Raw genomic sequence first — 24,622 nt, forward strand, 5'->3', positions numbered from 1 at the left:
GACTCCTAGTGGGCCACGGCGGCGGCGCCGTGCTCGTCGACGAGGGCACCGGTCGTGAACCGGTCCAAGGTGAAGGGTTCGGCGTACTCGTGCGGCTTCCCGCGCGCGATGGTCGCCGCGAAGACGTCGCCGACCCCCGGCGTGGCCTTGAAGCCGCCGGTGCCCCAGCCGCAGTTGAGGAACAGGTTCTCGACCGGCGTGAGCCCGACGATCGGCGACGCGTCCGGGCTGACGTCGACGATGCCCGCCCACGTCCGCAGCAGGTGCGCCCGCGCGAACACCGGGAACAGCTCCAGCGCGGCGGCCATCTGCTGCTCGATGACGTGGAACGAGCCGCGCTGGCCGTAGCCGTTGTAGCTGTCGATGCCGGCACCCATGACGAGTTCGCCCTTGTGCGCCTGGGAAACGTAGACGTGCACGGCGTTCGACATGACGACCGTCGGGTGGATCGGCTCCAGCAGCTCGGACACCAGGGCCTGCAACGGGTGTGACACGAGCGGCAGGTCGAGGCCGACCATCTTCGCCAGCACCGACGAGTGCCCGGCGGCGCACAGCGCGACCTTCCCCGCGGCGATCCGGCCCCTCGACGTCTCGACCGCGGTGACCCGGCCGTTCACCGTGGAGATGCCGGTGACCTCGCAGTTCTGGATGAGGTCGACACCCATCGCGTGCGCCGCGCGGGCGAAGCCCCAGGCCACGTAGTCGTGCTTCGCGATGCCCGCGCGCGGCTGGTAGGTCGCGCCGAGCACCGGGTACCGGACGTCCGGCGAGGTGTTGACGATCGGGCACAGCTCCTTGACGCCCGCGGCGTCCACCCACTCGGCGTCGATGCCGTTGAGCTTGTTGGCCTCGACGCGGCGGACGCTGTCACGGACGTCCTGCAGGCTGTGCGCGAGGTTGAGCACGCCGCGCTGGCTGAACAGGATCGGGTAGCCGAGGTCCTCTTCGAGGCCTTCCCACAGCTTGAGGGAGTGCTCGTAGATGCCGGAACTTTCGTCCCAGAGGTAGTTGGAGCGGATGATCGTGGTGTTGCGGGCCATGTTGCCGCCCGCGAGCCAGCCCTTCTCCAGCACGGCGACGTTCGTGATGCCGTGCACCTTCGCCAGGTAGTAGGCGGTGGCGAGGCCGTGCCCGCCGCCGCCGACCACGATCACGTCGTAGGCCGGTTTCGGGTCGGGGTCGTTCCAGAGGAAGTCCGGGTGGTCCGGCAGGTCCGCGCCGGGGGTGCGAGGCATCCGTGTCCTCCTGGTCGACTTCTGATATATCAATTGTCGATGTAGGCTAAGCGGCGTGAACCCACAGGTCAATCCCCCATCGCTGGCGGAGCAGGCGTACCTCTTCGTCCGTGATCGCCTGGTCATGCTCGACATCCGGCCGGGCGACCCGATCAACGAGGAGTGGCTCGGCACCACCCTCGGCATGGGCCGCACGCCGATCCGCGAGGCGCTCAAACGCCTCGAGTCCGAGCGGCTGGTCGTCGCCTACCCGCGGCGGGGCACGTTCGCCACCGACGTCAACATCTCCGACCTCGCGCACATCTCCGAGGTCCGGCGCACGCTGGAGCCGATGGCCACCGCCACCGCGGCCGGGCGTGCGACCGCGGCCGACCGGGCGACGCTCACCGAGTTGCGCGCACAGCTCGACGAAGGCGTCCCGGCTGGCGACAACGCCGAACTGCTGCGCACCGACCTCGCCCTGCACCGGGCGATCTACCGGTGCGTGCACAACCCGTTCCTCGAGGACACGCTCATCCGGTACGACAACCTCGCGACGCGGATCTGGTGCGTGTTCGTGCCCCGGCTGCCCGGGATGGCCGGCCACGTCGACGAGCACGTCCCGCTCCTCACCGCGATCATCGAGGGCGACGCCGAGAAGGCCGCCGCGCTCACGCTCGAGCACGTCGCCGGTTTCGAGGCCGCCATCCGGGCGCTCATCTGAAGCCTCGTGAGTGGTAATGAGGGTTAGAACCCGAATTACCACTCACGAGAGGCGACCACGGACCCAGTCGTGGAACTCGCCGATGTGGTGCTCGCTGGGCACGAGCACCCCGCCGCCGGCGTAGGCGCGCGAGTCCATCGCGACCTGACAGCGTTCGCACGCCTCGAAGTCCTGCAGGTTGACACGGTGGAACAGCTCGACCGAACGCGTCAGGTCGCGCCCGGACTCGACGACGCCGGGCAGGTAGAGCCAGTCGCAGCGCACCAGCGTCCGGTCCGGCGCCAGCGGGAACATCCGGTGCAGGATCACGTGGTCCGGCACCAGGTTGACGAACACCTGCGGCCGGATGGTGACGGCGTAGTACTTGCGGTCCTGGTCCTCGGTGACACCGGGCAGCCGCTCGACGCCCTCGCTGCCGTCGACGGTGAAGCCCTGGACCTCGCCGCCGAACTCCGCGCCGTGGCCGACGTAGTACTGCGCGGCGTAGCCGTCGGCGAACTCCGGCAGGACCTCGGTGAGCTCCGGGTGGATCGTCGCGCAGTGGTAGCACTCCATGAAGTTCTCGATGATCTGTTTCCAGTTCGCCTTCACGTCGTACTCGATGCGCTTGCCGAGCGCGAGCCCGTCGACGCCGTACGCCTCGATCGCGCTCTCGCCGCCGAGCCGTTCGGTGACCGCGGCGACGACGCCGCCCTCGAACGGCGGCGGCTCCTCGGCCAGGCAGACCCACGCGTAACCGAGCCATTCGCGCAGGTGGACGCGGGTGAGCCCGAACGTCGTGCGGTCGACGTCCGGCATGCCGGTGAGGTTCGGCGCGGCGATCAGCTTGCCGTCGAGACCGTACGTCCAGGCGTGGTACGGGCACTGGAACGCGCGCTTCACGGTGCCGGACTCGGCGGTGCACAGCCGAGCGCCGCGGTGGCGGCAGACGTTGAGGAACGCGTTCAGCTTCCCGTCGCGCCCCCGCGAGACCAGGACGCTCTCCTTGCCGATCCGGACCGTCTCGAACGCACCCGGCCCGGCGAGGTCCGCGCTGCGCACGGCGCAGAACCAGTCGGCCTCGAAGATCTTCGCCTGCTCCAGCGCGAAGATCGCCGGATCGGTGTAGTAGGTGCCGGGCAGCGTGGCGAGCAGGCTCGGCGGGAGATCGGTAGTGGTCACCGTCGGGGTCCTCTCCGCGGTCAGTACGGGAGTAGTTGCGCAGAACGCGTCTTGTTGCTCACTCCGGAACAGAGTGACTCCCACCCAAACCCCGTGTCAACCCAAGTTTTTCAACCCCCACCAAGATTTCCGGCAGGTTTCAGCCGACACGCGTGATTACAGGGTCAACTCGCGTGACGGGGAGGTCGACACGCGTGATCAGAGGGTCGACACACCCAGCCCCTGCCGTGTCGACCCTTCAATCACGCGTGTCGACCTCTCAATCACGCGTGCCGGCGTTCTGATCACACAGTGGGGCCGTGGATGGCTCGGCGGAAGAGGGTTTCGATCTCCTCGCGGGTCGGGCGGGGGTCGGCCAGGGCGGCCTGCATGAGGAGGCCGCAGAACAGGCCGGCCAGGAGCCGGCCGGTGAGCGGGTCGGTGCGGCTGCCGTACAGCTCGGTGAGGGCGTCGTCCCAGGCCGCGCTCGCCGCGCGGAGCCGGGGGCGGTGCAGGGCCGCGACGTACAGGTCGTACTCGACGACCGTGTCGCGGTACTGCTCCTTGATGTAGCCCATGACCAGGTCGGCGAGCGCCGCGGCGAAGTCGGCGTCCGGCGGCAGCGCCGCTTCCCACTCCTTCAGCGCGTGGACGTTCTTCTCGGCGGCCTCGTGCAGCGCCACCTCGAGCAGGTCGTCCAGGGTCGCGAAGTGGTAGGTCGTCGAGCCCAGCGGCACGCCCGCGGCGGCGGCGACCGCGCGGTGGGTGAGGCCGTCGATGCCCCGCTGGGCGACGACCTCGATCGCCGCCTTGGCGATGCGCGCGCGCCGGTCGGGGTCGTTGGGGCCACGCCGCCGGCCGGCCGTGGACGCCGTGGTGGATTCGGTCTTCGACATCGGTGTCGAGCAGCCCCCTTCGTGCGTCTCCGGCGCGACGGACAGATCGTCGCACGTCGACCTGACGGACCCTACTTGTGGACATCTGTACACGTCTCGCGTACAAATGTACGCACTCAAGCGCGACCAGGCAGCCACTACCGAGACCGGAAGGGGCCGCATGAAGGACCTGTACATCGACGGAGGCTGGACGGACGCCGCCGGCGGCACCGCCTCCGACGTGCTCAACCCCGCCACCGGCCAGGTGATCGAGAAGGTCGCCGAGGCCGGGCCCGAGGAGGTCGACGCCGCCGTCGAAGCCGCGCGGCGGGCCTTCGACGCCGGTCCGTGGCGCACGACCACCGCCACCGAGCGCGGCGAGCTGCTCCGACGCGTCGCCGGCCTGCTGGTCCGCGACCGCGAGGACCTGGCCCGCACCGAGAGCCTCGACACCGGCAAGACGCTGGGCGAGGGCCGGATCGACATCGACGACGTCACGAACGTCTTCCGCTACTACGCCGACCTCGCCGGCAAGGACGCCGGCCGGGTGGTCGACGCGGGCAGCGCGACCGTCGTGAGCCGGATCGTGCACGAGCCGGTCGGCGTCTGCGCGCTGATCGCGCCGTGGAACTACCCGCTGCTCCAGATTTCCTGGAAGGTCGCCCCGGCGCTGGCCGCGGGCAACACGATGGTGCTCAAGCCCAGCGAGGTGACGCCGCTGACCACGATCAAGCTCGTCGCGCTGCTCGACGAGGCCGGCGTCCCGCCGGGCGTCGTCAACCTGCTGCTCGGCCCCGGTCCCGTCGGCGCCGCGATGGTCGAGCACCCGGCCGTGGACCTCGTCTCATTCACCGGCGGCTACGCGACCGGCGAGAAGATCATGACGGCCGCCGCGAAGGGCGTCCGCCGGGTCGCTCTGGAGCTCGGCGGCAAGAACCCGAACGTGGTCTTCGACGACGCCGACTACGACACCGCCCTCGACTACGCGCTGATGGCCGCGTTCGTCCATTCGGGACAGGTGTGCTCAGCGGGCGCGCGCTTGATCGTCCAGGATGGCATCCATGACCGGTTCGTGGCGGACCTCGCCGCGCGCGCCGACGCGATCCGGGTCGGCGACGGCCTCGATCCCGCCACCGAGACGGGCCCGCTCGTCTCGGCGCAGCACCGCGCCAAGGTCGAGGGCTTCATCGAAAGCGCTCTCCAAGAGGGCGCGACACTGCGGGCGGGCGGCAAGCGGCCCGAGGGCGCCCAGTACGAAAGCGGTTTCTTCCTGCGCCCGACGGTGTTCTCCGACTGCACCAGGGACATGGCGGTGGTCCGGGAAGAGGTCTTCGGCCCGGTCGTCACCGTCGAACGCTTCGCCGAAGAGGCCGACGCGATCGCGCTGGCCAACGACACCGAGTACGGGCTCGCCGGAGCCGTGTGGACGTCGGACGCGTCCCGCGCCCAGCGGGTCGCCGGGGCCCTGCGCCACGGCACCGTGTGGATCAACGACTACCACCCCTACCTGCCGCAGGCGGAGTGGGGCGGGTTCGGCCGGTCCGGCATCGGCCGCGAGCTCGGACCGTCCGGGCTGGCGGAGTACCAGGAGAGCAAGCACGTCTACCAGAACATCGATCCCGTTCCGCAGCACTGGTTCAAGGGCTGATCACTCCCCCACCCCACCACGTGAGGACCGACGATGACCATCGATTCGCAGAAGGCGGGCGGGGGGCCTGCCCCGGACGACAGCTCCGAGCTCGAGAAGTTCGGCTACCGCCAGGAGCTCGAGCGCTCGCTCGGCTCGTTCTCCAGCTTCGCCGCCGGGTTCAGCTACATCTCCATCCTGACCGGCGTGTTCCAGCTCTTCTTCTTCGGCTTCGGCTCGGGCGGCCCGGCCTTCATCTGGACGTGGCCGCTGGTCTTCATCGGCCAGGCCGCCGTCGCCCTCTGCTTCGCCGAGCTCGCCGGGCAGTTCCCGCTCGCCGGCTCGGTGTACCAGTGGGCGAAACAGATCGCGAAGCCCGCGACGTCCTGGCTGGCCGGCTGGATCATGATCATCGGCGCGATCGTCACGGCCGCGGCCGTCGCGGTGGCCTACCAGATCATCCTGCCGCAGGTGTCGACCGCGTTCCAGATCGTCGGCAGCGACGACGACGCCGGCCTGACGTCGACACCGGGCGGCGCGCAGAACGCCATCATCCTGGCGCTCATCCTGGTCGTGTTCGCCACGGTCGTGAACCTCATCGGGGTCAAGCTGATGGCGAAGATCAACAACTTCGGCGTCGCGGTGGAGCTCGGCGCGAGCGTGCTGCTCGTGATCGCGCTCGCCATCCACATCAAGCGCGGCCCGGGCATCGTCTTCGACACCCACGGCACCGGTGAGGGTCACACGTTCGGGTACCTCGGGGCCTTCCTGGTCGCGTCGCTCATGAGCGCGTACGTCTTCTACGGCTTCGACACCGCCGGTTCGCTGGCCGAGGAGACGACGCAGCCGCGGCGGCACGCACCCCGCGCGATCCTGCGGGCGATCACCGCCGCGTTCATCGTCGGCGGGCTGATGATGCTCGTGGGCATGATGGCCGTCGGCGACCTCAACGCCAAGGAGCTGAGCACGTCCGGCATGCCGTACCTGCTGAAGAGCACCCTCGGCGAGGGCCTCGGCGACGCCTTCCTGATCTGCTCGGCGATCGCGATCACGGTGTGCTGCCTGGCCGTGCAGACCGCGGCGATCCGGATGACGTGGGCGATGTCCCGCGACGGCCGGCTGCCGTTCAGCAAGGCGATGGCCAAGGTGTCGCCGCGCTCGAAGACGCCGGTCGTGCCCGCGCTGCTCACCGGCGGCCTCACCATCGTGGTGCTGCTGATCAACCTGGGCAACCAGCGGGCGTTCTTCATCCTGACCTCGACCGCGATCATCCTGTTCTACATCCCCTACCTGATGGTCACCGGCCCGATGCTGATCCGCCGCCTGCGCGGTGGCTGGCCGCGCCCGGGCCACGGGCCGTACTTCAAGCTCGGCCGCTGGGGCACGCTGGTGAACCTGGTCGCGGTCGTCTACGGCGCCGCGATGACGGTCAACCTGATCTGGCCGCGCGCCGAGGTCTACGGCGACGACCACTGGTACTTCCAGTGGGGCGCGGTGATCGTCACCGGGCTGATCGTCCTCGTCGGTGCGATCATGCTCTACATCCGGCGCGGTACCTGGGGTTCGTCGCACACGAGCCCCGAGCACATGCCCGACAACGCCCCGGATTCGCTACCCGGCTGAGGAGGCCCCATGAGTTCCGATACCTACGACTTCGTCATCGTCGGCGGTGGTTCGGCGGGGTGCGCGCTGGCGAACCGGCTGTCGGCGAACCCGTCGAACAAGGTCCTCGTCCTGGAGGCCGGCCGGTCCGACTACAAGTGGGACGTCTTCATCCACATGCCGGCCGCGCTGACGTTCCCGATCGGGTCGAAGTTCTACGACTGGGGCTACCGCAGTGAGCCCGAGCCGCACATGAACCGGCGCCGCATCTACCACGCCCGCGGCAAGGTGCTCGGCGGCTCGTCGAGCATCAACGGGATGATCTTCCAGCGCGGCAACCCGCTGGACTACGAACGCTGGGCCGGCGACCCGGGAATGTCCACATGGGACTACGCGCACTGCCTGCCGTACTTCCAGCGCATGGAGAACTGCCTCGCCGATGCTCCGGACGGCCAGTGGCGCGGCCACGACGGCCCGCTCGAACTGGAGCGCGGCCCGGCGACCAACCCGCTCTTCACCGCCTTCTTCGACGCCGCCGAGGAAGCGGGCTACCCGCGCACCGACGACGTCAACGGCTACCGGCAGGAGGGCTTCGCGGCGTTCGACCGCAACGTCCGGAAAGGACGCCGGCTGTCCGCGGCCGGCGCCTACCTGCACCCGGTCGAGCACCGCGCCAACCTCACGGTGAAGACGCGCGCGTTCGTCTCGCAGATCCTCTTCGACGGCACCCGCGCGATCGGCGTCGAGTACAGCGAAGGCCGGGGCGTGCCGGCCGAGGTGTACGGCAAGGAGATCATCCTCTGCGGCGGCGCGATCAACAGCCCGCAGCTGCTGCAGCTCTCCGGCGTCGGCAACGCAGCCGACCTGGAGAAGCTCGGCATCGACGTCGTGAAGGACCTGCCGGGCGTCGGCGAGAACCTGCAGGATCACCTGGAGGTGTACATCCAGTACGCCTGCAAGGAACCGGTGTCGATGCAGCCGTCGCTGGCCAAGTGGAAGCGGCCCTACATCGGCGCGCAGTGGCTGTTTCTGCGGAACGGCCCGGCCGCGACCAACCACTTCGAGGGCGGCGGGTTCGTCCGGTCGAACGACGAGGTGAAGTACCCGAACCTGATGTTCCACTTCCTGCCGGTGGCGATCCGCTACGACGGGTCGGCGCCCACGGAAGGCCACGGCTACCAGGTGCACGTCGGCCCGATGTACGCCGACACCCGCGGCTCGGTGAAGCTCACCTCGACCGACCCGCGCCAGCACCCGGCGATCAAGTTCAACTACCTGTCCACGGAGAACGACCGTCGCGAATGGGTGGAAGCCGTGCGGGTGGCGCGGAAGATCCTCAACCAGTCCGCGATGGGTCCCTACAACGGCGGGGAGATCTCGCCCGGGCCGTCGGTGGAGACCGACGAAGAGATCCTGGACTGGGTCGCGAAGGACGCCGAGACCGCGCTGCACCCGTCGTGCACGGCCAAGATGGGCGTGGACGAGGGCTCCGTGATCGACCCGCAGACGATGCGGGTGCACGGCACCGAGGGCCTGCGCGTGGTCGACGCGTCGGTCATGCCCTACATCCCCAACGGCAACATCTACGCGCCGGTGATGATGACCGCGGAGAAGGCCGCGGACCTGATCCTCGGCAACACCCCGCTGGCCCCGCTCAAGCAGCCGTTCTACCGCCACGGCGAGACCCCTGCTCACTGAGCGTATACCGAGCTTTCGTAGGGAAAGATGCGTTTTTGCCACTCACAAGGGTGACTTTGTGGCGGCAGTGGCGGGTTTCGGCGCGCCCGGATTCTCCGTTACCGGGTAACGGAAACTACCGGGGCGTACCCCCTTGACGACGTCCACCATGGGATTCAGACTTTGTTGCGGATCACAGTCGATGTTCCTCAATGCGCAACAGTTAGCGGAGGCGTCATGATTCGCGCATGCACCGTCGACGAGCTGCCCCCGGGTGAGTCCGTCCGGATCCCGGGGTCTCCCGCCATCGCGGTGTTCCACACCGAGGACGGCGAGCTGTACGCCATCGACGACACGTGCACCCACCAGGACGCCTCGCTGGCCGACGGCTGGCTCGAAGGCTGCTTCGTCGAGTGCCCGCTGCACGCGGCGCTGTTCGACCTGCGCACGGGCGTGCCGAGCTGCCTGCCGGCGAAGGCCCCGGTGCGGACGTACACCGTGCTGGTCGACGACGGCGTCATCTACGTCCAGGGCGTGGCCCGCGAGGACGCCGCGTGAAGCGCGTCGCGGTCGTCGGCGCTTCGCTGGCCGGGGTCCGCGCCGCGCAGGAGCTGCGCGCGCAGGGCTACGACGGCGGGGTGGTGCTGATCGGCGAAGAGGCGCACCTGCCGTACGACCGGCCGCCGCTGTCCAAGGGTTTCCTGGCCGGGACGACCTCCCGCGCCGCGCTGGAGCTGCTCGACGCCGGGGACCTCGCGTCGCTGGCCCTGGACTTCCGCCTCGGCGTCCGCGCGACGGCGCTGGACCCGGCCGCCCGCCGGGTGCACCTCTCGGACGGCGGCTCGGTGCACGCGGACGGCGTCGTCATCGCCACCGGCGGCCGCGCGCGCACGCTGCCGGGCTTCGAGCGCGCCCACACGCTGCGGACGATCGACGACGCGCTGGCGCTGCGAGCCGCACTGGTCCCCGGGGTGCGCGTGGTGATCGTCGGGGCGGGTTTCATCGGCGCCGAGGTGGCCTCGACGTGCCGCTCCCTGGGCCTCGACGTGGTCGTCTTGGAAGCTCTGAACGCGCCGTTGGCCCCGGTGCTGGGCCCGGAGCTGGCGGCGGTGTGCGCCCGGCTGCACGCCGACCACGGCACGGACCTGCGCTGCGGCGTCGCGGTCGCGAGCCTGTCCGAATCCGGCGTCCACCTGGCCGACGGTTCCCTGGTCCCGGCCGACGTGGTCGTGGTGGGTGTCGGCATGACCCCGGCGACGGACTGGCTGGCGGGCTCCGGCCTGACCGTCGGCAACGGCGTCCACACGGACGCGGGCCTGGTGACGGACCTGCCCCAGGTGGTGGCGATCGGCGACGTCGCCCGCTACCACGCCGACGGCGTCGGACGACGCCACGAGCACTGGACGAACGCGTCCGAGCAGGCCCCGGTCGCGGTGGGCAACCTCCTGGCCGGACGGACCGAACGCACGTACACGCCGAGCGGCTACGTCTGGTCGGACCAATACGCGGGCACGCTGCAGCTGGCCGGGCACCCACGCCCGAACGACGCGCTCACCTTCGTCGAGGGCGGCCCGTCTGACGAGTCCTTCGTGGCGACCTACCAGCGTGACGGGGCGACGGTCGGGGTGTTCGCGTTGAACAACCCGAAGCTGTTCAACCGGTTGCGTCGTCAGGCGTTGCGCCGCCCGGCCGCGGTGTGACCAGACCGCTCTCGACCGCGAAACGGACCAGTTCCGGGCGACGCCGGAGACCGCTCTTGTCCCGTACGCGGTCGAGGTACGACCGCACCGTACGGACCGAGACCGCGAGCTGCTCGGCGATCTCCGCGTCCGTGTGCCCCTCCGCCACCAGCTGCAACACGCGGCGCTCGCGCGGGTTCAGCTCCTGTTCGCGCGGCTCGGCGACCTCAGGTGGTCCGTCGAACCCGGCGGGCACGTGGACCTCCCCGCGCGCCACGGCCCGGATCGCACGATCGATCTCGTCGGCGTCGACGTCCTTGCTCAGAAAGCCGTGCGCCCCCGATCGCAAGGCCTCCAAAGTCATTTCCCCGGTCGTGTGCGCGCTGAGGATCAGCACTCGGATGGCCGGATCCGCCGACCGGATCCGCGCCGTCGCGTCCATGCCCAGCAGCCCGGGCAGGAAGTGGTCCATGAGGACGACCTCGGGCCGGGTCTCCAGAGCCAGTGACACCGCTTCCTCGCCATTCGCAGTCGTGCCCACGACCACGTGCCCGAGCGCGCGCATGGCCTGCACCACCGCTTTCCGGTAGAGCGGGTGGTCTTCGACGACCAGCACCCGCACCGACGGCCCCGCACCGGCGACAGGCTCGGCCGGCGGCTCGGTGATCGGCGCCGCGTCCGGCTGTCGCGCGGCGACCCAGAGCGCACGGAACCGTCCGATGTCCCCGCCGAGCGCGGCCACGACGGCTTCCAGCGCCGGCCAGGTCGGCAGGGCCGGATTCGTCAGCACGCGATGCGCGGTGTCCCGGCTGACGCCGCCGCGCTGCGCGATCGTCCGCACGCCGGGGGCACCCGCACGCAGGTAAACCTCGTGGAGGGCGTCGACGAGCCGCCGGTGGGCCCCTTCGGGGACGTCCGGCCTGCCGATGACGACCACAAGTCATCTCCTCGCCTGGGCGTCCGAATTTGTCAGATGGTATGGCAATTATTACGGCCGATCGGCGAAGATGACAAGGCCCCGCCGTCCGGAGGTGATGAGCTTGGACCCCGCTCTCGCGGCCGCGATCGCCGGCGGCTCGGGCCTGCCCGTGCTCATCTACGGAATCGCGCGGATCGCCGACCGCGTGGCCTTCTTGATCGGCCTGCGGATGCTGCTGCGCCGGGCGAAACCGCGGGCCAGCGATGCCGTTCTGTCCGACTACATCACGCACCATGCCCCGCAAGGACACCGCCGGAATACCGCGCCACCTTAGAGGGACAGATCGTCCAAATCGGACTCCAGCCGGGCCCGCCACGTCCAGCGGCGCTCGGTCGTGTCCGCCCCATCCGTCGCCGGGGCCCCGAGCGGCAGGGCCGGGTCCTTGATCCCGAACGTCACCCGGTAAGCCAGCACCGAAGCCGCCGTGCGGATCCAGGCGTCGCCTGACGTCCCTGACGGTGGAGCCACCCCCAGAGCGTGGCTGAACCACATCGGGAGCAGGGCGTTGGAGCCGAGCGCGTCGGTGATCCGGGTCCGCAGGCGGACCTGCAGGTCCTGCCACGCGCGTTCGGCGCGCTCCAGCTGCGGGACCACGCGCGCGTCGACCGCGTCGGCCTCCCGCAACGCGAGCCGCGCCTGCTCCGCGGCGTCGAAGGCCGCCGGGATCTCCTCGTCCAGCAGGGTGCGGCGACGGGTGCTCAACGCGCGCAACGACGACTCGGCGTCCCCGCGAGCGCGGGAACCGCGGTCCGTCGTCGCGAGGCGGCGGATGACGTCCAGCAAGTCGGCGTCGCAGCGCGCGCCCGCTTCGCGCACGTCCCCCAGCCGCGCGATCTCCTGCTCGTGCCGGGCGCGCTGCTCCTTCGTCACCAGTTCCTTGTGCAGGTCGTCCCAGCGCGCGGCCTGCGCCGCCAGCGCGCGCGTCTCCGCGCCGACGTCGTCGAGGTTCGCCTGCGGCACGCCGTCGGACACGCGCACCGCGCGCTCCAGCGCCTGGACCTGCTGCTGCAGCCGTTCGAGCTGCCGGCTGAGCTGGTCGACGCGGTGCTCCTGGGACGCTCCGGGGCCGAGCCGGTCGGAGAGGTCCGCGAACTCCTGGCGCAGCCCGGCGTCCCGGGCGTCGACGTCCTGGACGGCGGTGCGCAGCCCGTCGACGGCCGCGAACAGCTCGTCGAGGTCGCGGCGCGTGTCGTCGGCCGGCTCGGCGTAGTCGGCGTACTCTGCCTCGAAGTCGGGGTCGTCGCCGTAGGTGGCGTAGCCGCGCGTCACGGGATCCGGCTTTCCCGGACCAGGCCCGCGATCGCGCCCGCCGTCCCGAGCACCGCCAGGATCGTGCTCACCACGTTCGCCGTGCTCGACGGCCACGGCAGCAACGCCACCACCAGGAACACCGCGGCCAGCGTGCCCGCCCAGGCCGCCCGCGTCCGTTCGCGCAGCACCGCCGGCACCTTCCGGACGGGCGCGAACCCGATCCACATCCCGGCCGCGAACAGCGGGACCAGCAACGGCAGCCACCCGGGCGACAGCACGCCGAACAGCACGAGCGCGGCCGAGACCAGCCCGGCGAGCACCGGCCCGGCCGCGAAGAACACGACCGCGCGCTGCGTCGCCGCGTGGCGGGCGCCGAGCTCCGCCGCCACCAGCCGGCGCACGGCCTCGTCGTGGTCCGCCTCGGCGTCCAGCAGCCGCACGGCCGCCGCCACGAGCCGGTCCATCGGCTCGGCGTCCTCGGCACCGGGCTCCGGCGCCGTTTCGAGCCGGCCCGCCAGGTCCTGCTTGAGCCGGCCCACGCGCGCCGCCGCCTGGTCCCGGTCGTGCTGGGCTGGAGTCGTCACGCGAACACTTTAAGTGCCACCACCGTCACATCCGGCCAATGCGGCCGGTGAGTCTTACAGGTCGCCCAGGGCCGTGACCGGCGACTCGACGCAGTCCGCGACGAACCGCAGAAACCCGCCCGCCGTACCGCCGTCGCAGACGCGGTGGTCGAACGCCAGCGTCAGCTCGCAGACCTTCCGCACGGCCAGCTCGCCGCCGACCACCCACGGCCGGTCGATGATCCGGCCGATGCCGAGGATCGCGGCTTCGGGGTGGTTGATGATCGCGGCCGAGCCGTCGACGCCGAAGACGCCGTAGTTGTTCACGGTGAACGTGCCGCCGGTCAGGTCGGCCGGCGCGAGCTTGCCGTCGCGCGCGGTGCGGGCGCGGTCGCCGATCGCCGCCGACAGGTCCCGCGTCGACAGGTCACCGGCGTCGCGCACGACCGGCACCATGAGCCCGCGGTCGGTCTGCGCGGCGAAGCCGAGGTGGATCTTGTCCAGCACCACGATCTCGTCGCCCTCGACGCGCGAGTTCAGCTCCGGGTATTTCTTCAGGCCCGCCACGGCGAACCGCGCGATCAGGCCGAGCAGGCTGACGGGACGGTCCGTCTTGGCGTTCAAGGCCACGCGCGCGGCGACCAGCTCGGTCGCGTCGACGTCCACCCAGACCGTGGCCTCGGGGATCTCACGCCGCGACGCCGTGAGCTTGTCCGCGACGACCTTGCGGACGCCGGTGAGCGGAATCCGGCGCTCGCCGTCGGTCGGCTTCTTGTCGAGGAGTGCTTCGACGTCGGCGCGGCGGATGATCCCGTCCGGCCCGGTGGCGGTGACCTTCGCGAGGTCGATCCCGTTGTCCGCGGCCATCTTCCGGACGAACGGCGAGATCACGCCGGGCGCCTTGGCTTTCACGACGAGCGCTTCCACACGCCGGACGCGCTTGCGCCGGGTCGTCGGCGCGGTGCCGTAGCCGATGAGGACGTTGCCGCTGCCCGATGACGTGGTCGACACTGTGACGCCCGGCTCGGCGAACCCGCCGACGCTCAGCAGCGGCGCGCCGACCGGCAGCAGCTGGCCGGGTTCGCCGTGCAGCGCCGACACCACGCCGGCGAACGGCACGGGCACCTCGACGGCCGCCTTCGCCGTCTCGACCTCGACGACGATCTGGTCGATCTTGACCGTGTCCCCGATCTTGACGTGCCAGTTCAGGATCGCCGCCTCGGTCAGGCCCTCGCCGAGGTCCGGCAGCAGGAAGTCAGGCACCGGCCACCACCGGCGTGTCGGCCCACTGCAGCCGGGCGATCGTGTCGAGGATCCGGTCGACGTCCGGCAGCTGGTGACGCTCCAGCTTCGGCGCCGGGAACGGGATGTCGAGGCCGGTCACGCGCAGCACCGGCGCGTGCAGCTGGTGGAAGCACTGCTCCGTGACGCGAGCGACGACCTCGGCGCCGTAGCCGCCGAAGCCGGCGGCCTCGTGCACCACGACGGCACGGCCGGTGCGGCGCACCGAAGCCGTCACGGTCTCGTCGTCGAACGGGCTCAGCGACCGCAGGTCGACGACCTCGACGTCCCAGCCCTCGTCCTTCGCGGCTTCGGCGGTCTCCATCGCGGTGGCGACCATCGGGCCGTACGCGATGAGCGTGACGTCCTTGCCCGGCCGGCGGACCACCGCCTGGTCCATGGCCGGGCCGCTGCGGGTGAAGGAGACGTCCTCGCTCGACCAGTAGCGGCACTTCGGCTCGAGGAAGACGACCGGGTCCGGCGAGTCGATGGCGTCGCGGAGCAGGTCGTAGGCGTCCTGCGCGGTGCCCGGCGTGACGACGCGCAGGCCCGGCGTGTGCGTGTAGTAGGCCTCGCTGGAGTCGCAGTGGTGCTCGACGCCACCGATCCCGCCGGCGTAGGGGATCCGGATGACCATCGGCAGCGAAAGCGCGCCGCGGGTGCGGTTGCGCAGCTTCGCGACGTGCGAGGTGATCTGCTCGAACGCGGGGTAGGCGAAGGCGTCGAACTGCATCTCGACGACCGGCCGGAAGCCGCCCATGGCCATCCCGACGGCGAACCCGACGATGCCGGCCTCGGCGAGCGGGGTGTCGAAGCAGCGGTCCTCGCCGAAGTCGGCGGTGATGCCGTCGGTGACCCGGAAGACGCCGCCGAGCGCGCCGACGTCCTCACCGAACACGACCACGTTGTCGTCGTCCTTGAGCGCGTCCCGCAGGGCGGCGTTGAGCGCCTGCGCCATCGTGGTCGTCATCAGGCCTCCAGCTCGGCTTTGAGGGCAGCCCGCTGCGCCTTGAGGTGGCGGGTCGGCTCGGCGTAGACGTGGTCGAACAGCGACAGCGGGTCCAGCTCGGGTTCGGCGTTGAGCGTGTCGCGGACGGTCTGGGCGAAGTCCTCGGCGTCGCTGCGGAACTGCTCGATTTCGTTGTCGCTGAGGGTCTTCTGGGCCTTGAGGTAGGTCTCGAGCCGGGTCACCGGGTCTGCTTCGCGCCACTTCGCGACTTCGCCGGCGTCGCGGTAGCGGGTGGCGTCGTCGGCGTTGGTGTGGGCGTCGATACGGTAGGTGTGGGCCTCGACGAGGACCGGGCCGTGGCCTTCGCGGGCGTGCCGGACGGCGTCGTCGAGGACGCTCAGCACCGCGACGGCGTCGTTGCCGTCGACCTGCTCCGAGCGCATGCCGTAGCCGATCCCCTTGTACGCCAGCGCGGGTGCGGCGCTCTGCTTCTCGAACGGCACGGAGATCGCGTACCGGTTGTTCTGCACGAAGAACACCACGGGCGCTTTGAAGACGGCGGCGAAGTTGAGCGCCTCGTGGAAGTCGCCTTCGCTGGTGGCGCCGTCACCGATGAGCGCGAGCGCGACGCCGTCTTCACCGCGTCGCCGCATGGCGTGCGCGAGTCCGGTGGCGTGCAAGGTCTGCGTCGCGAGCGGAGTGCACTGGGGCGCGACGCGCGTCTCGGCGGGGTTGTAGCCGCAGTGCGCGTCGCCGCGAAGCAGCGTCAGGACTTCGCCGGGCTTCAGGCCGCGCGCGATGAGGGCGACGGAGTCGCGGTAGGTCGGGAAGAGCCAGTCCTGCTTGCTCAGGGTGAGCGCGGCGGCGACCTGGCAGGCCTCCTGGCCGGCGCTGGAGGGGTAGACGGCGAGGCGGCCCTGCTTGGTGAGCGCGGTCGCCTGGACGTCGAACCGGCGGCCCAGGACCATCAGCCGGTAGGCCTCCTTGAGCCGCTCCCGGGACGGCTCGCGGTAGCCGCCTTCCTGGTCGACGCGCGTCCCGTCCTCGGCGACGAACCGCACCGGCGACGCGGACGGCAGCAGGGTTTCCGTCGCCATGACGCACACCACCTCTCGCAGACATATGATGCTCAGATGGTCGTTCCCGGCGGTGTTGTGTTCAAGGGTTGCGCGAAATGAGCGACAAACAGTCTTTTCTGGGTGTCTACGGTGACCAAACGTCTTTTCCGGATCCGGCGCAGGGCGCCCACCCGGGACGGACGGTCGCGCCTCTGGACGACATCGACCGCGCGATGCTGGCGGAGCTGTCGGCCGACGGCCGCCTGGCGGTCCGGGCACTGGCGGAGCGCCTGCACATCTCGCGCACGAACGCGTACGCGCGGCTGGAGCGCCTCATGGCGGAGGGCGTCATCACGGGCTTCGGCGCCCGCATCGACCCGCGCCGCGCGGGCCTGGGCACCTCGGCGTACATCATGGTGACGGTGGAGCAGACGTCCTGGCGCACGATGGCCACGGACCTGCACGAGATCCCGTACGTCGACCACGTCGCCCTGGTCGGCGGCGACTTCGACATCCTGCTGCTGGTCCGGACCCCGGACAACACGACGTTGCGCGACGTGGTCCTGGAGCGCCTCCAGGCCCTGGACGGCGTCCGCTCGACGAGGACGTGGCTGATCTTCGAGGAACTCCCCGGCTCAGTCCTGGCCTGACCCCGTGTCGTCCCTCCAATCACGCGTGATGCCCCTCCAATCACGCGAGACACGCGCCCAATCACGCGAGTCACGCGCTCGATCACGCGAGTTCCGGCCCCAGACATGCGATCCGGCGCGCGCTCCGCGTACCCGGAGGGTCGGCTCGCGTACCCGGACAGTCGGCTCGCGTACCTGGAGGGTCGGTTACGTGAAGTCCCACTCCAGGACCACCTGGCGGCCCGTCCCCGCTCCGCCGGCGCGGCGGTACGTCGCCTGGGCCGCGGCGTTGTCCGCCTCCGTCACCACCCACATGTCGTAACACCCGCGCGAACGGGCCAGTGCGGCCAACGCCGTCACCAAGGCCGAGCCGAGGCCGCGACCTTGGAACGACTCGGAGACGCCCAGCTCGTACAGGAACATCTCCGTCCCCTTGTCCGGGTGCGTCATCTCGACGCCGGTCACCATGCCCGCCGGGACGTCGTCGACGTACGCGATCAGCAGGTGGTGGCCCTCCGAGGCGAGAAAACGCTCAAGTGCCGCCAAAACCGGCGGGTCGTCGAAGAGGTGGGCGGCGGCCAGCGCCGGCGCGGACGTCGTGATGCGGCGGATGTCCATGCCGCCATCCTGGCAAACAGCTGAGCCTCCACGGGCAGAACGGCTGCCCCCGCGCACCCTTGACCCGGCCCGACCTGCGCGGTAATGGGGTGCCGCCCACCGGACGACTCTTATTTTATGGCGAGAATTAACGAAGAGCGTACCGGCCGGAAACTATTGACGCCGTCCCCTTTGCCCGGTGAGGATCGGCCGGTCCGCCGCCCTCGCAGAATGGACCAGACCATGGCCGGAAGATCACGCGCGTGGTCGCGTGCGCGTCGAAGTTCGCTCGTCACGCTGATGAGCCTGAGCCTGCTCGGCGGGGTCGCGCAGGCGGCACCGCTGCAGGCCCAGGCCGCACCGGCACAGCCCGTCATCGGCAAGCCCGCCCTCGACAAGGACGGCTGCGCCAAGATCGAGAAGTCCCTGCCGACCCTGGCGGACTGGCCCAAGGTCGACAGCCAGCTCAAGGGGAAGGCCGGCGACGAGGCCCGCATCGCCCAGATCCTCTCGGGGATGACCCTCGAGGAGAAGGTCGGGCAGATGACGCAGCCCGAGATCACCTCGATCACCCCCGACGAGGTCCGCCAGTACGCCATCGGCACCGTCCTCAACGGCGGCGGCGCGTGGCCCGGCGCCAACAAGCACGCCACCCAGCAGGACTGGCTGAACCTCGCCGACTCCTACTGGAACGCCTCCAAGACCAGCCGCACGAAGATCCCCGTCATCTGGGGCATCGACGCCGTGCACGGCAACAACAACGTCTACGGCGCCACCGTCTTCCCGCACAACATCGGCCTCGGCGCGGCGCACGACCCGTGCCTCGTCCGCGACGTCGCCGGCGCCACCGCCCGTCAGGTCCGCTCGACCGGCCAGGACTGGGCGTTCTCGCCGACGCTGGCCGTCGTCCAGGACGACCGCTGGGGCCGCACCTACGAGGGCTACTCCGAGGACCCGCGGATCACCCGCTCCTACGGTTACGAGGACATCAACGGCCTCCAGGACGGCGCCACCAGCCGCATCGGCTACAACGGCGTGATCGCCACCGCCAAGCACTTCATCGGTGACGGCGGCACGATCAAGGGCCAGGACCAGGGCGTCAACCCGTCGTCCGAGGCCGACATGATCAACCTCCACGGCCAGGGCTACTACGGCGCGCTCGCCGCCGGCTCGCAGACCGTGATGGTGTCGTTCAACAGCTGGACCAACCCGGACCTCGGCATCAACGAGGGCAAGCTGACCGGCAGCAGCAAGGCGATGAACGAGATCCTGAAGGGCAAGATCGGCTTCGACGGCCTGGTCGTGTCCGACTGGAACGCCATCGGCCAGGTCCCCGGCTGCACGAACTCCTCCTGCCCGCAGGCCATCAACGCCGGCATCGACGTCGTGATGGTGCCCGCGGACTGGAAGGCGTTCATCACCAACACCGTCGCCCAGGTGCAGAGCGGCCAGATCCCGATGGCGCGCATCGACGACGCCGTGACCCGCATCCTGCGCGTCAAGATCCGCGACGGCCTGTTCGAGTCGCAGAAGCCGTCCGACCGCTCCTACGCCAACTCGGACGAGGCGCTGAAGGACAACTGGCTGGCCCGCGACGCGGCCCGCGAGTCGCAGACGCTGCTGAAGAACAACGGCAACGTGCTGCCGCTCAAGCCGAAGTCCAAGGTCCTGGTGGTCGGCAAGAGCGCCGACAACATCTCGAACCAGACCGGCGGCTGGACGCTGAGCTGGCAGGGCACCGGCAACACCAACGCCGACTTCCCGAACGCCACCTCGATCCTCACCGGCATCAAGCAGGACCTCGGCGACGCCAACGTCACCTTCGACGCCACCGGCACAGTGGACCCGAAGGGCTACGACGCCGTCATCGCCGTGATCGGTGAGACGCCGTACGCCGAGGGCGTCGGCGACCTGACCCGCAAGACCCTCGAGGCCTCGAAGCTCTATCCCGAGGACGCGGCCGTGCTGGACAAGGTCAGCGGCAAGGGCACCCCGGTCGTCACCGTCTACGTCGGCGGCCGTCCGCTCTACATGAACTACGAGATCAACCGCTCGGACGCGTTCGTCGCGGCCTGGCTGCCCGGCACCGAGGGCGGCGGCGTCGCCGACATGCTCGTCAAGGGCAAGGACGGCACCGGCTACCAGGGCACGCTGTCCTACTCGTGGCCGAAGAGCGCGTGCCAGTCGCCGCTCAATCCGTGGTCCCCGGACTACGACCCGCTGTTCAAGCTGGGTTACGGCCTCAAGACCGGCCAGCGCGTCACCATCGGCCAGCTGGACGAGACGCCCGGCCCGGCGACCTGCGGGTCCACCGGTGGCGGCGGGACGGCGACCGAGGACCTGTCGATCTTCGACCGGACCGACGTCGCGCCGTACACGAGCCAGATCGGCTCGGCGGAGAACTGGGGCGGCACGGTGATCGGCCCGGACGGCACGGCGGCGCACAGCGAGATCAACGTCGTCCCGACCGACGTCAACGTGCAGGGTGACGGCCTGAAGGCGACCTGGACGGGCACGGGAGCGGCCCAGCTCTACATGCAGAACACGGCGGGCACGAACGACCTGCGCAGTTACCTGAACGCGGACGGGGCGCTGGAGTTCGACACCGTCGTGCAGCAGGCACCGGTCAACCGGGCGGTGATCAGCATGCACTGCGTCTACCCGTGCTTCTCGGAGGTGAACGCGACGAAGCTGTTCACCGACCTGGCGGGCGGCGCGAAGACCACGGTGAAGATCCCGTTGTCCTGCTTCAACAACGGGCTGGACTTCGAGCACATCAACACGCCATTCCTGGTCTACACCGACGCCGCGTTCCAGGCGTCGTTCGCGAACGTGCGGTGGGTCCCCAACGGGGCCAAGGATCCTGACGCGAGACCCTGTTCGAGCTTGACCTGACGACCGGCCGGGCCCGGGAGCGGATTCCGCTCCCGGCCCGGTTCGTTTTGGGCCACGATGAAGTGATGACCACCGACGCGACCGCGCTCGCCGACGAACTCCTCGACGTCCTCGGCACCTACATGCCGCTCGAAGCGACCTTCGTCGGCATCGAAGGCCACGACGCCGAGCTGACCGATCCCAGCGAAGCCGCCCACGAGACGTTAAAAGCACGGGCCGCGGACGTCCTGGCGCGGGCGCGGGTCTCGACCGACGAAGATCACGTCACGCTCGGCGTCGTCGTCCAGCAGGCCGAGGCCATTCTCACCCAGCTCGACGCGCGGGTCGTGGAGTTCACCCTGGCCGATCCGATGTTCGCCGTCGGCATCAGCCACCTCTCCTTCCTGCCCCAGCTCACGCCGTCGGGCGAGCAGGGCACGGCCGACTTCCGGGCCCGGCTGGCCGCTCTGCCCGCGCTCTACGAGGCCCTCGCCCAGCGGCACCGCGACGGTCTGAAGGCCGGACGGACGCCGGTCGAGCGGATGGTCGGCAACGCCGTCGCGTTCCTCGACCGCTTCCTCGCGCAGGAGACGCCGTTCCCGGGGCACGAGCAGCTGGTCGCCGACGTCGTGCGGCCTGCCCTGACGCGTTATCGCGAGGTGCTCACGACCGAGATCGCCGGGCACGGCCGGCCCGACGAGCGGCCCGGGCTCCGCTGGCTCGAATACGGCGAAGCGACGTACGCGGCCCTGGCCCGGATGCACACGACCACCGGCCACACACCCGCCCAGCTGCACCAGCTCGGCCTGGACGTCCTGGCGGGGCTCGAAGCCGAGTACGCCGAGCTCGGCGAGCGCGTCTTCGGGCTGACCGAGCCGGCCGAGGTGCGCCGCCGGCTGCGGACCGACGAGAGCCTCCGCTGGCGCGACGCCGAGGAGATGCTCGAAACCGCCCGCGCCGCCGTCGCCCGCGCGACCGCCGCCGCGCCGGGCTGGTTCCCGCGGATGCCGAAGGCCGAGTGTGTCGTGCGCGCCGTCCCGGAGGCCGACGCGCCCGTCGCCGCCCCCGCGTACTACCTGCCGGGCGCGCCCGACGGCTCGCGGCCCGGCGCCTACTTCACCAACACCCACGAGGTGCGCACGCGGGACCGGTTCATCGCCGAGACCGTGGCGTTCCACGAGGCCGTGCCGGGGCACCACTTCGAGGTCTCGCTGGCCCAGGAGCTGACCGGGCTGCCGCAGCTGCGCCGGATCGCGCCGGTGACCGCCTACAGCGAGGGCTGGGGGCTCTACACCGAGCGGCTGGCCGACGAGATGGGCCTGTTCTCCGGCGACGTGATGCGCCTCGGCATGGTCGCCGAGGACTCCGTCCGCGCCGCGCGGCTGGTGGTCGACACCGGGCTGCACGCGTTGCGCTGGACGCGCGAGCAGTGCGTCGGGTTCCTCCGCACGCACACCGTCCTCAGCGAGGTCGAGGTGCAGTCCGAGACCGACCGGTACATCGAGTGCCCCGGGCAGGCGCTGGCCTACATGACCGGCCGGCTGGAGATCGTCCGGCTGCGCCGGTTCGCCGAGGAGGCGCTCGGGGACGCCTTCGACATCAAGGAGTTCCACGGGGTCGTGCTCGGCGGCGGGCCGGTGCCGCTGAAGGTGCTGGACGACGTCGTCCGCGCCTGGGTCGCCCGCTGACTCAGTGCTGCATGCCGTAGGACTTCTGGCACGGGTAGCCGTCGCCGGTGGCCGACCAGCTCGCCGGGTAGCCGTTCTGCGCCCACGCCGCGTAGGCCTGGGCGTAGGTGTAGCCGCGGGAGTACAGCCACTGGCACGGCGTCTGGCTGCCCGAGCTGGTGATGGAGATCCACGGCTGGGCGTTGTACCAGCTCGGCTGGGCGTACCACTGGCTCGTCACCGCGACGCCCGGGCTCTTCGGCTGGACGTAGTAGGTCTGCGGCGCCGGCACGACGACCGTCTGGGGCACGGGCACGGGCGCGGGCGCGGTGACGGTCGGGGTGCTGGGGGCCGTGACGGTCGCCGTCACGGCCGGAGCCTGGGCCGGGCTGCCGGCGAGCGTGCGCCCGGGAAGCCCGCACGCGGCCAGGGCGAGTACCGCGGAAAGCGCCGTCACGGCGCGGAGAATACGCATGGTCCTGCTCATTTCGTCCGGGTCATGTGGCTGCCGGTGAGAACGCCGCCGGAAACGGTGTAGGAACCGGAAAAGACGCGGGTGCTGCCGTCGGTCTGAATCGCGGAAAGCACGACGTACACGGTGTTCCCGCGGACGTCGGTGACGGTCAGCGTGTCCCACGACGTCGTCGAGAAACCGTTGACGTACTTGGTGTATCCGCCGCCCCCGGCGATGCGGCTGCCGCCGAGCGACCACGCCGTGGCGAAATCGCGTCGGTTGAGCGCGTCGTAGTAGGACGTCACCGTCTGGGCCGCCGACGGGTCCACCGGCGCGACGTAGACCGGCGGCTGCTGGACGTAGACGGTTTGCGGTGCGGGCACAGCGATCACGCTGGTCGTCGCCGCCTGCGGGGTCACCGCGACCGGGACCGGCACACCCGCCACGGGCACGCCGCAGGCCGCGGCACCGACCAGGAGCAGAGCGCCGACGAGAATTCCGGTGGGTTTCATGGGAATCAACTTCTTCCGTGTTCGCCACTCAGGAATCGGCCGCCCGCGGAATTCTGCAACAGTTTCCGGAGAACGCGGCCCAAGCGTTATCCCGTTGGATTCAGACGTTCTGCCGCGTGATGTCGTAGGCCGTCATCGCGGCGGCCAGGTGGCGGGCGTCGGCGGCCCGCGTCGCGTCGTAGCCGGTGATCAGCTGGATCCGGCCGAGCCGGTAGGTGAGCGTGTTGCGGTGGATGCTCAACGCGCTCGCCGCTTCGCCGCGGTTGTACCCCGAGACGACGAACGCGCGCAGGGCGTCGATCAGGTGCGGGTGGTCTTCGAGCGGGTCGAGCACCCGCGCGAGCGCGTCGCGCGCCGGGCCCGGGCGGGCGAGCTGGTACTCGATGGCGAGGTCGGCCAGCCGGTAGAGCCGGGCCGGCCGGCGCAGGTTTTCCGCCAGGGCCAGGACTTCCACGGCTTCGGCGTGCGCGGCCGGAATGCCGGCGTGGGTCTCCGCCCGCGCCGCGGCGGCGGTGCAGGGCCGGCCGCAGATCCGGTCGACCCGCGCGGCGACGGCGTCCACCGCGACGCCGTCCGGCACGAGCAGCACCCCGCCGTCGCCCTTGAAGGTCACCAGGACCTCACTGTCCACATCGGACCGGACGGCGCGGAAGAGGTCCGTCGCCGCCCGGGAACCGGCCGAAGCGGGTAGCGCGGGCAGGTGGAACACGACGACGTCGTACCCCGGCGGCAGCTCGCGGTGGCGCACCGGACGGCCGGCGAGCAGGCTCGACGCGAGGTTCTGCCGGTCCTCGCGCTGTTCCCAGTCGAGGTCTTCGCGCTCGCGCAGGTACGCCTCGGCGACGCGCGGCATCACCTCGCCGAGGAAGTCCAGCATCCGCGCGCCGAGCAGCGCCCGGTCACCGGTCAGCCGTTCCCAAGCGACGCTCGCGGCGAGCGGGTAGATCTTGAGGACGGCTTCGAGCGGCAGGCCGTCGCGGGCCCGCTCGGCGCCCCAGGCGATCGGCAGGGCCAGCTCGTCGTCGGTCGGGCGCCGGCCTTCGGCGACGGTGGTCAGGAACAGCTCGAACACCGCGGTCGCGTTGGCGACCAGGTCACCCGCCAGCACACTCGCGGGCAACAGCCGGTATTCGGGGATCTCGGCCGCGCAGCGAGTGATCATCGCGCTGGCGATCTCACCCGATCGAGGGAACAGCTCGGCCACGGAATCCATGCCACATTGTCACCATGCACAAACGGCCACGGCAACTTTCTGCGCGTTCTGCCAGGA

At 70.5% G+C, this 24,622-nt stretch carries 23 protein-coding genes; 10 read left to right on the forward strand and 13 right to left on the reverse strand.

Translation table 11 applies throughout. The features are described 5' to 3' along the window. Positions 1-5: 5 nt before the first annotated feature. Entirely contained in the window at positions 6-1,235 is a 1,230-nt protein-coding gene (locus ACLJQZ_RS14245; protein WP_410620481.1) for a sarcosine oxidase subunit beta family protein, read from the reverse strand. Positions 1,236-1,290: 55 nt separating this feature from the next. Between ACLJQZ_RS14245 and ACLJQZ_RS14250 the strand changes: the two genes are divergently transcribed. Beyond that, a complete protein-coding gene (locus ACLJQZ_RS14250; RefSeq protein ID WP_410620482.1) occupies positions 1,291-1,938 on the forward strand; it encodes a GntR family transcriptional regulator in 648 nt (215 codons plus the stop codon). A 42-nt stretch (positions 1,939-1,980) separates the two neighbouring features. Here ACLJQZ_RS14250 and ACLJQZ_RS14255 read toward each other — a convergent pair whose 3' ends face one another. Together ACLJQZ_RS14255 and ACLJQZ_RS14260 are read right to left on the reverse strand one after the other, a co-directional pair. After that, positions 1,981-3,099: an aromatic ring-hydroxylating oxygenase subunit alpha gene (locus tag ACLJQZ_RS14255; protein WP_410620483.1), complete on the reverse strand. Its 1,119-nt coding sequence runs from the start codon at positions 3,097-3,099 to the stop codon at positions 1,981-1,983. 284 nt (positions 3,100-3,383) lie between these two features. Further along, a complete protein-coding gene (locus ACLJQZ_RS14260; RefSeq protein WP_410620484.1) occupies positions 3,384-3,974 on the reverse strand; it encodes a TetR/AcrR family transcriptional regulator in 591 nt (196 codons plus the stop codon). Between the two features lie 160 nt (positions 3,975-4,134). On the opposite strand from ACLJQZ_RS14260, the gene ACLJQZ_RS14265 reads away from it, so the two are divergent. The 5 genes from ACLJQZ_RS14265 to ACLJQZ_RS14285 all read left to right on the forward strand — a co-directional run bounded on the left by ACLJQZ_RS14265 (position 4,135) and on the right by ACLJQZ_RS14285 (position 10,559). Further along, positions 4,135-5,601, forward strand: coding sequence for an aldehyde dehydrogenase family protein (locus ACLJQZ_RS14265; protein ID WP_410620485.1), 1,467 nt, complete (start codon positions 4,135-4,137; stop codon positions 5,599-5,601). Positions 5,602-5,634: 33 nt separating this feature from the next. After that, positions 5,635-7,203: an amino acid permease gene (locus ACLJQZ_RS14270; protein ID WP_410620486.1), complete on the forward strand. Its 1,569-nt coding sequence runs from the start codon at positions 5,635-5,637 to the stop codon at positions 7,201-7,203. Positions 7,204-7,212: 9 nt separating this feature from the next. Beyond that, positions 7,213-8,880: a choline dehydrogenase gene (gene betA, locus ACLJQZ_RS14275; RefSeq protein ID WP_410620487.1), complete on the forward strand. Its 1,668-nt coding sequence runs from the start codon at positions 7,213-7,215 to the stop codon at positions 8,878-8,880. 216 nt (positions 8,881-9,096) lie between these two features. Beyond that, entirely contained in the window at positions 9,097-9,417 is a 321-nt protein-coding gene (locus ACLJQZ_RS14280; protein WP_410620488.1) for a bifunctional 3-phenylpropionate/cinnamic acid dioxygenase ferredoxin subunit, read from the forward strand. Beyond that, positions 9,414-10,559, forward strand: a complete 1,146-nt coding sequence (locus ACLJQZ_RS14285; RefSeq protein WP_410620489.1) for an NAD(P)/FAD-dependent oxidoreductase — start codon at positions 9,414-9,416, stop codon at positions 10,557-10,559. Before ACLJQZ_RS14280 ends, ACLJQZ_RS14285 begins: the two co-directional genes overlap by 4 nt. On the opposite strand, the gene ACLJQZ_RS14290 is transcribed toward ACLJQZ_RS14285, so the two are convergent. Further along, positions 10,513-11,475, reverse strand: coding sequence for a response regulator transcription factor (locus ACLJQZ_RS14290; RefSeq protein ID WP_410620490.1), 963 nt, complete (start codon positions 11,473-11,475; stop codon positions 10,513-10,515). The two genes, ACLJQZ_RS14285 and ACLJQZ_RS14290, sit on opposite strands and share 47 nt — an antisense overlap. Before the next feature lie 103 nt (positions 11,476-11,578). On the opposite strand from ACLJQZ_RS14290, the gene ACLJQZ_RS14295 reads away from it, so the two are divergent. Next, entirely contained in the window at positions 11,579-11,791 is a 213-nt protein-coding gene (locus ACLJQZ_RS14295; RefSeq protein ID WP_410620491.1) for a hypothetical protein, read from the forward strand. Here the strand turns inward: ACLJQZ_RS14295 and ACLJQZ_RS14300 are convergent. From ACLJQZ_RS14300 to pdhA, 5 genes are read right to left on the reverse strand one after another with little or no spacing between them, the layout of a single operon-like run. Beyond that, positions 11,788-12,786, reverse strand: a complete 999-nt coding sequence (locus ACLJQZ_RS14300; RefSeq protein WP_410620492.1) for a hypothetical protein — start codon at positions 12,784-12,786, stop codon at positions 11,788-11,790. The two genes, ACLJQZ_RS14295 and ACLJQZ_RS14300, sit on opposite strands and share 4 nt — an antisense overlap. Continuing rightward, positions 12,783-13,352: a hypothetical protein gene (locus ACLJQZ_RS14305; RefSeq protein WP_410620493.1), complete on the reverse strand. Its 570-nt coding sequence runs from the start codon at positions 13,350-13,352 to the stop codon at positions 12,783-12,785. The genes ACLJQZ_RS14300 and ACLJQZ_RS14305 overlap by 4 nt, the downstream gene beginning before the upstream one ends. Before the next feature lie 54 nt (positions 13,353-13,406). Then, complete coding sequence (locus ACLJQZ_RS14310) at positions 13,407-14,594, reverse strand: dihydrolipoamide acetyltransferase family protein (RefSeq protein ID WP_410620494.1); 1,188 nt, start codon at positions 14,592-14,594, stop codon at positions 13,407-13,409. Further along, a complete protein-coding gene (locus ACLJQZ_RS14315; protein ID WP_410620495.1) occupies positions 14,587-15,582 on the reverse strand; it encodes an alpha-ketoacid dehydrogenase subunit beta in 996 nt (331 codons plus the stop codon). Before ACLJQZ_RS14315 ends, ACLJQZ_RS14310 begins: the two co-directional genes overlap by 8 nt. Then, positions 15,582-16,658 (reverse strand): pyruvate dehydrogenase (acetyl-transferring) E1 component subunit alpha, encoded by a 1,077-nt coding sequence (gene pdhA, locus ACLJQZ_RS14320; protein ID WP_410620496.1) that lies wholly within the window; start codon positions 16,656-16,658, stop codon positions 15,582-15,584. Before pdhA ends, ACLJQZ_RS14315 begins: the two co-directional genes overlap by 1 nt. Positions 16,659-16,735: 77 nt before the next feature. Here pdhA and ACLJQZ_RS14325 point away from each other — a divergent pair, with 77 nt between their 5' ends. Further along, entirely contained in the window at positions 16,736-17,269 is a 534-nt protein-coding gene (locus ACLJQZ_RS14325; RefSeq protein ID WP_410620497.1) for an Lrp/AsnC family transcriptional regulator, read from the forward strand. Between the two features lie 186 nt (positions 17,270-17,455). On the opposite strand, the gene ACLJQZ_RS14330 is transcribed toward ACLJQZ_RS14325, so the two are convergent. After that, positions 17,456-17,866: a GNAT family N-acetyltransferase gene (locus ACLJQZ_RS14330; RefSeq protein ID WP_410620498.1), complete on the reverse strand. Its 411-nt coding sequence runs from the start codon at positions 17,864-17,866 to the stop codon at positions 17,456-17,458. Between the two features lie 279 nt (positions 17,867-18,145). Here ACLJQZ_RS14330 and ACLJQZ_RS14335 point away from each other — a divergent pair, with 279 nt between their 5' ends. Together ACLJQZ_RS14335 and ACLJQZ_RS14340 are read left to right on the forward strand one after the other, a co-directional pair. Further along, positions 18,146-20,740, forward strand: coding sequence for a glycoside hydrolase family 3 protein (locus ACLJQZ_RS14335; protein WP_410620799.1), 2,595 nt, complete (start codon positions 18,146-18,148; stop codon positions 20,738-20,740). 65 nt (positions 20,741-20,805) lie between these two features. After that, positions 20,806-22,407 carry a DUF885 domain-containing protein gene (locus ACLJQZ_RS14340; RefSeq protein ID WP_410620499.1) on the forward strand — a complete coding sequence of 534 codons (1,602 nt, stop codon included), beginning with the start codon at positions 20,806-20,808 and terminating at the stop codon, positions 22,405-22,407. Position 22,408: 1 nt separating this feature from the next. Here ACLJQZ_RS14340 and ACLJQZ_RS14345 read toward each other — a convergent pair whose 3' ends face one another. The 3 genes from ACLJQZ_RS14345 to ACLJQZ_RS14355 all read right to left on the reverse strand — a co-directional run bounded on the left by ACLJQZ_RS14345 (position 22,409) and on the right by ACLJQZ_RS14355 (position 24,565). Beyond that, entirely contained in the window at positions 22,409-22,861 is a 453-nt protein-coding gene (locus ACLJQZ_RS14345; RefSeq protein ID WP_410620500.1) for a hypothetical protein, read from the reverse strand. An 8-nt stretch (positions 22,862-22,869) separates the two neighbouring features. Continuing rightward, positions 22,870-23,352: a hypothetical protein gene (locus ACLJQZ_RS14350; RefSeq protein WP_410620501.1), complete on the reverse strand. Its 483-nt coding sequence runs from the start codon at positions 23,350-23,352 to the stop codon at positions 22,870-22,872. Between the two features lie 100 nt (positions 23,353-23,452). Beyond that, positions 23,453-24,565 (reverse strand): PucR family transcriptional regulator, encoded by a 1,113-nt coding sequence (locus ACLJQZ_RS14355; RefSeq protein WP_410620502.1) that lies wholly within the window; start codon positions 24,563-24,565, stop codon positions 23,453-23,455. Positions 24,566-24,622: the final 57 nt, after the last annotated feature.

It is taken from the genome of Amycolatopsis sp. cmx-8-4, from assembly GCF_046548675.1.
Taxonomy (GTDB): domain Bacteria; phylum Actinomycetota; class Actinomycetes; order Mycobacteriales; family Pseudonocardiaceae; genus Amycolatopsis.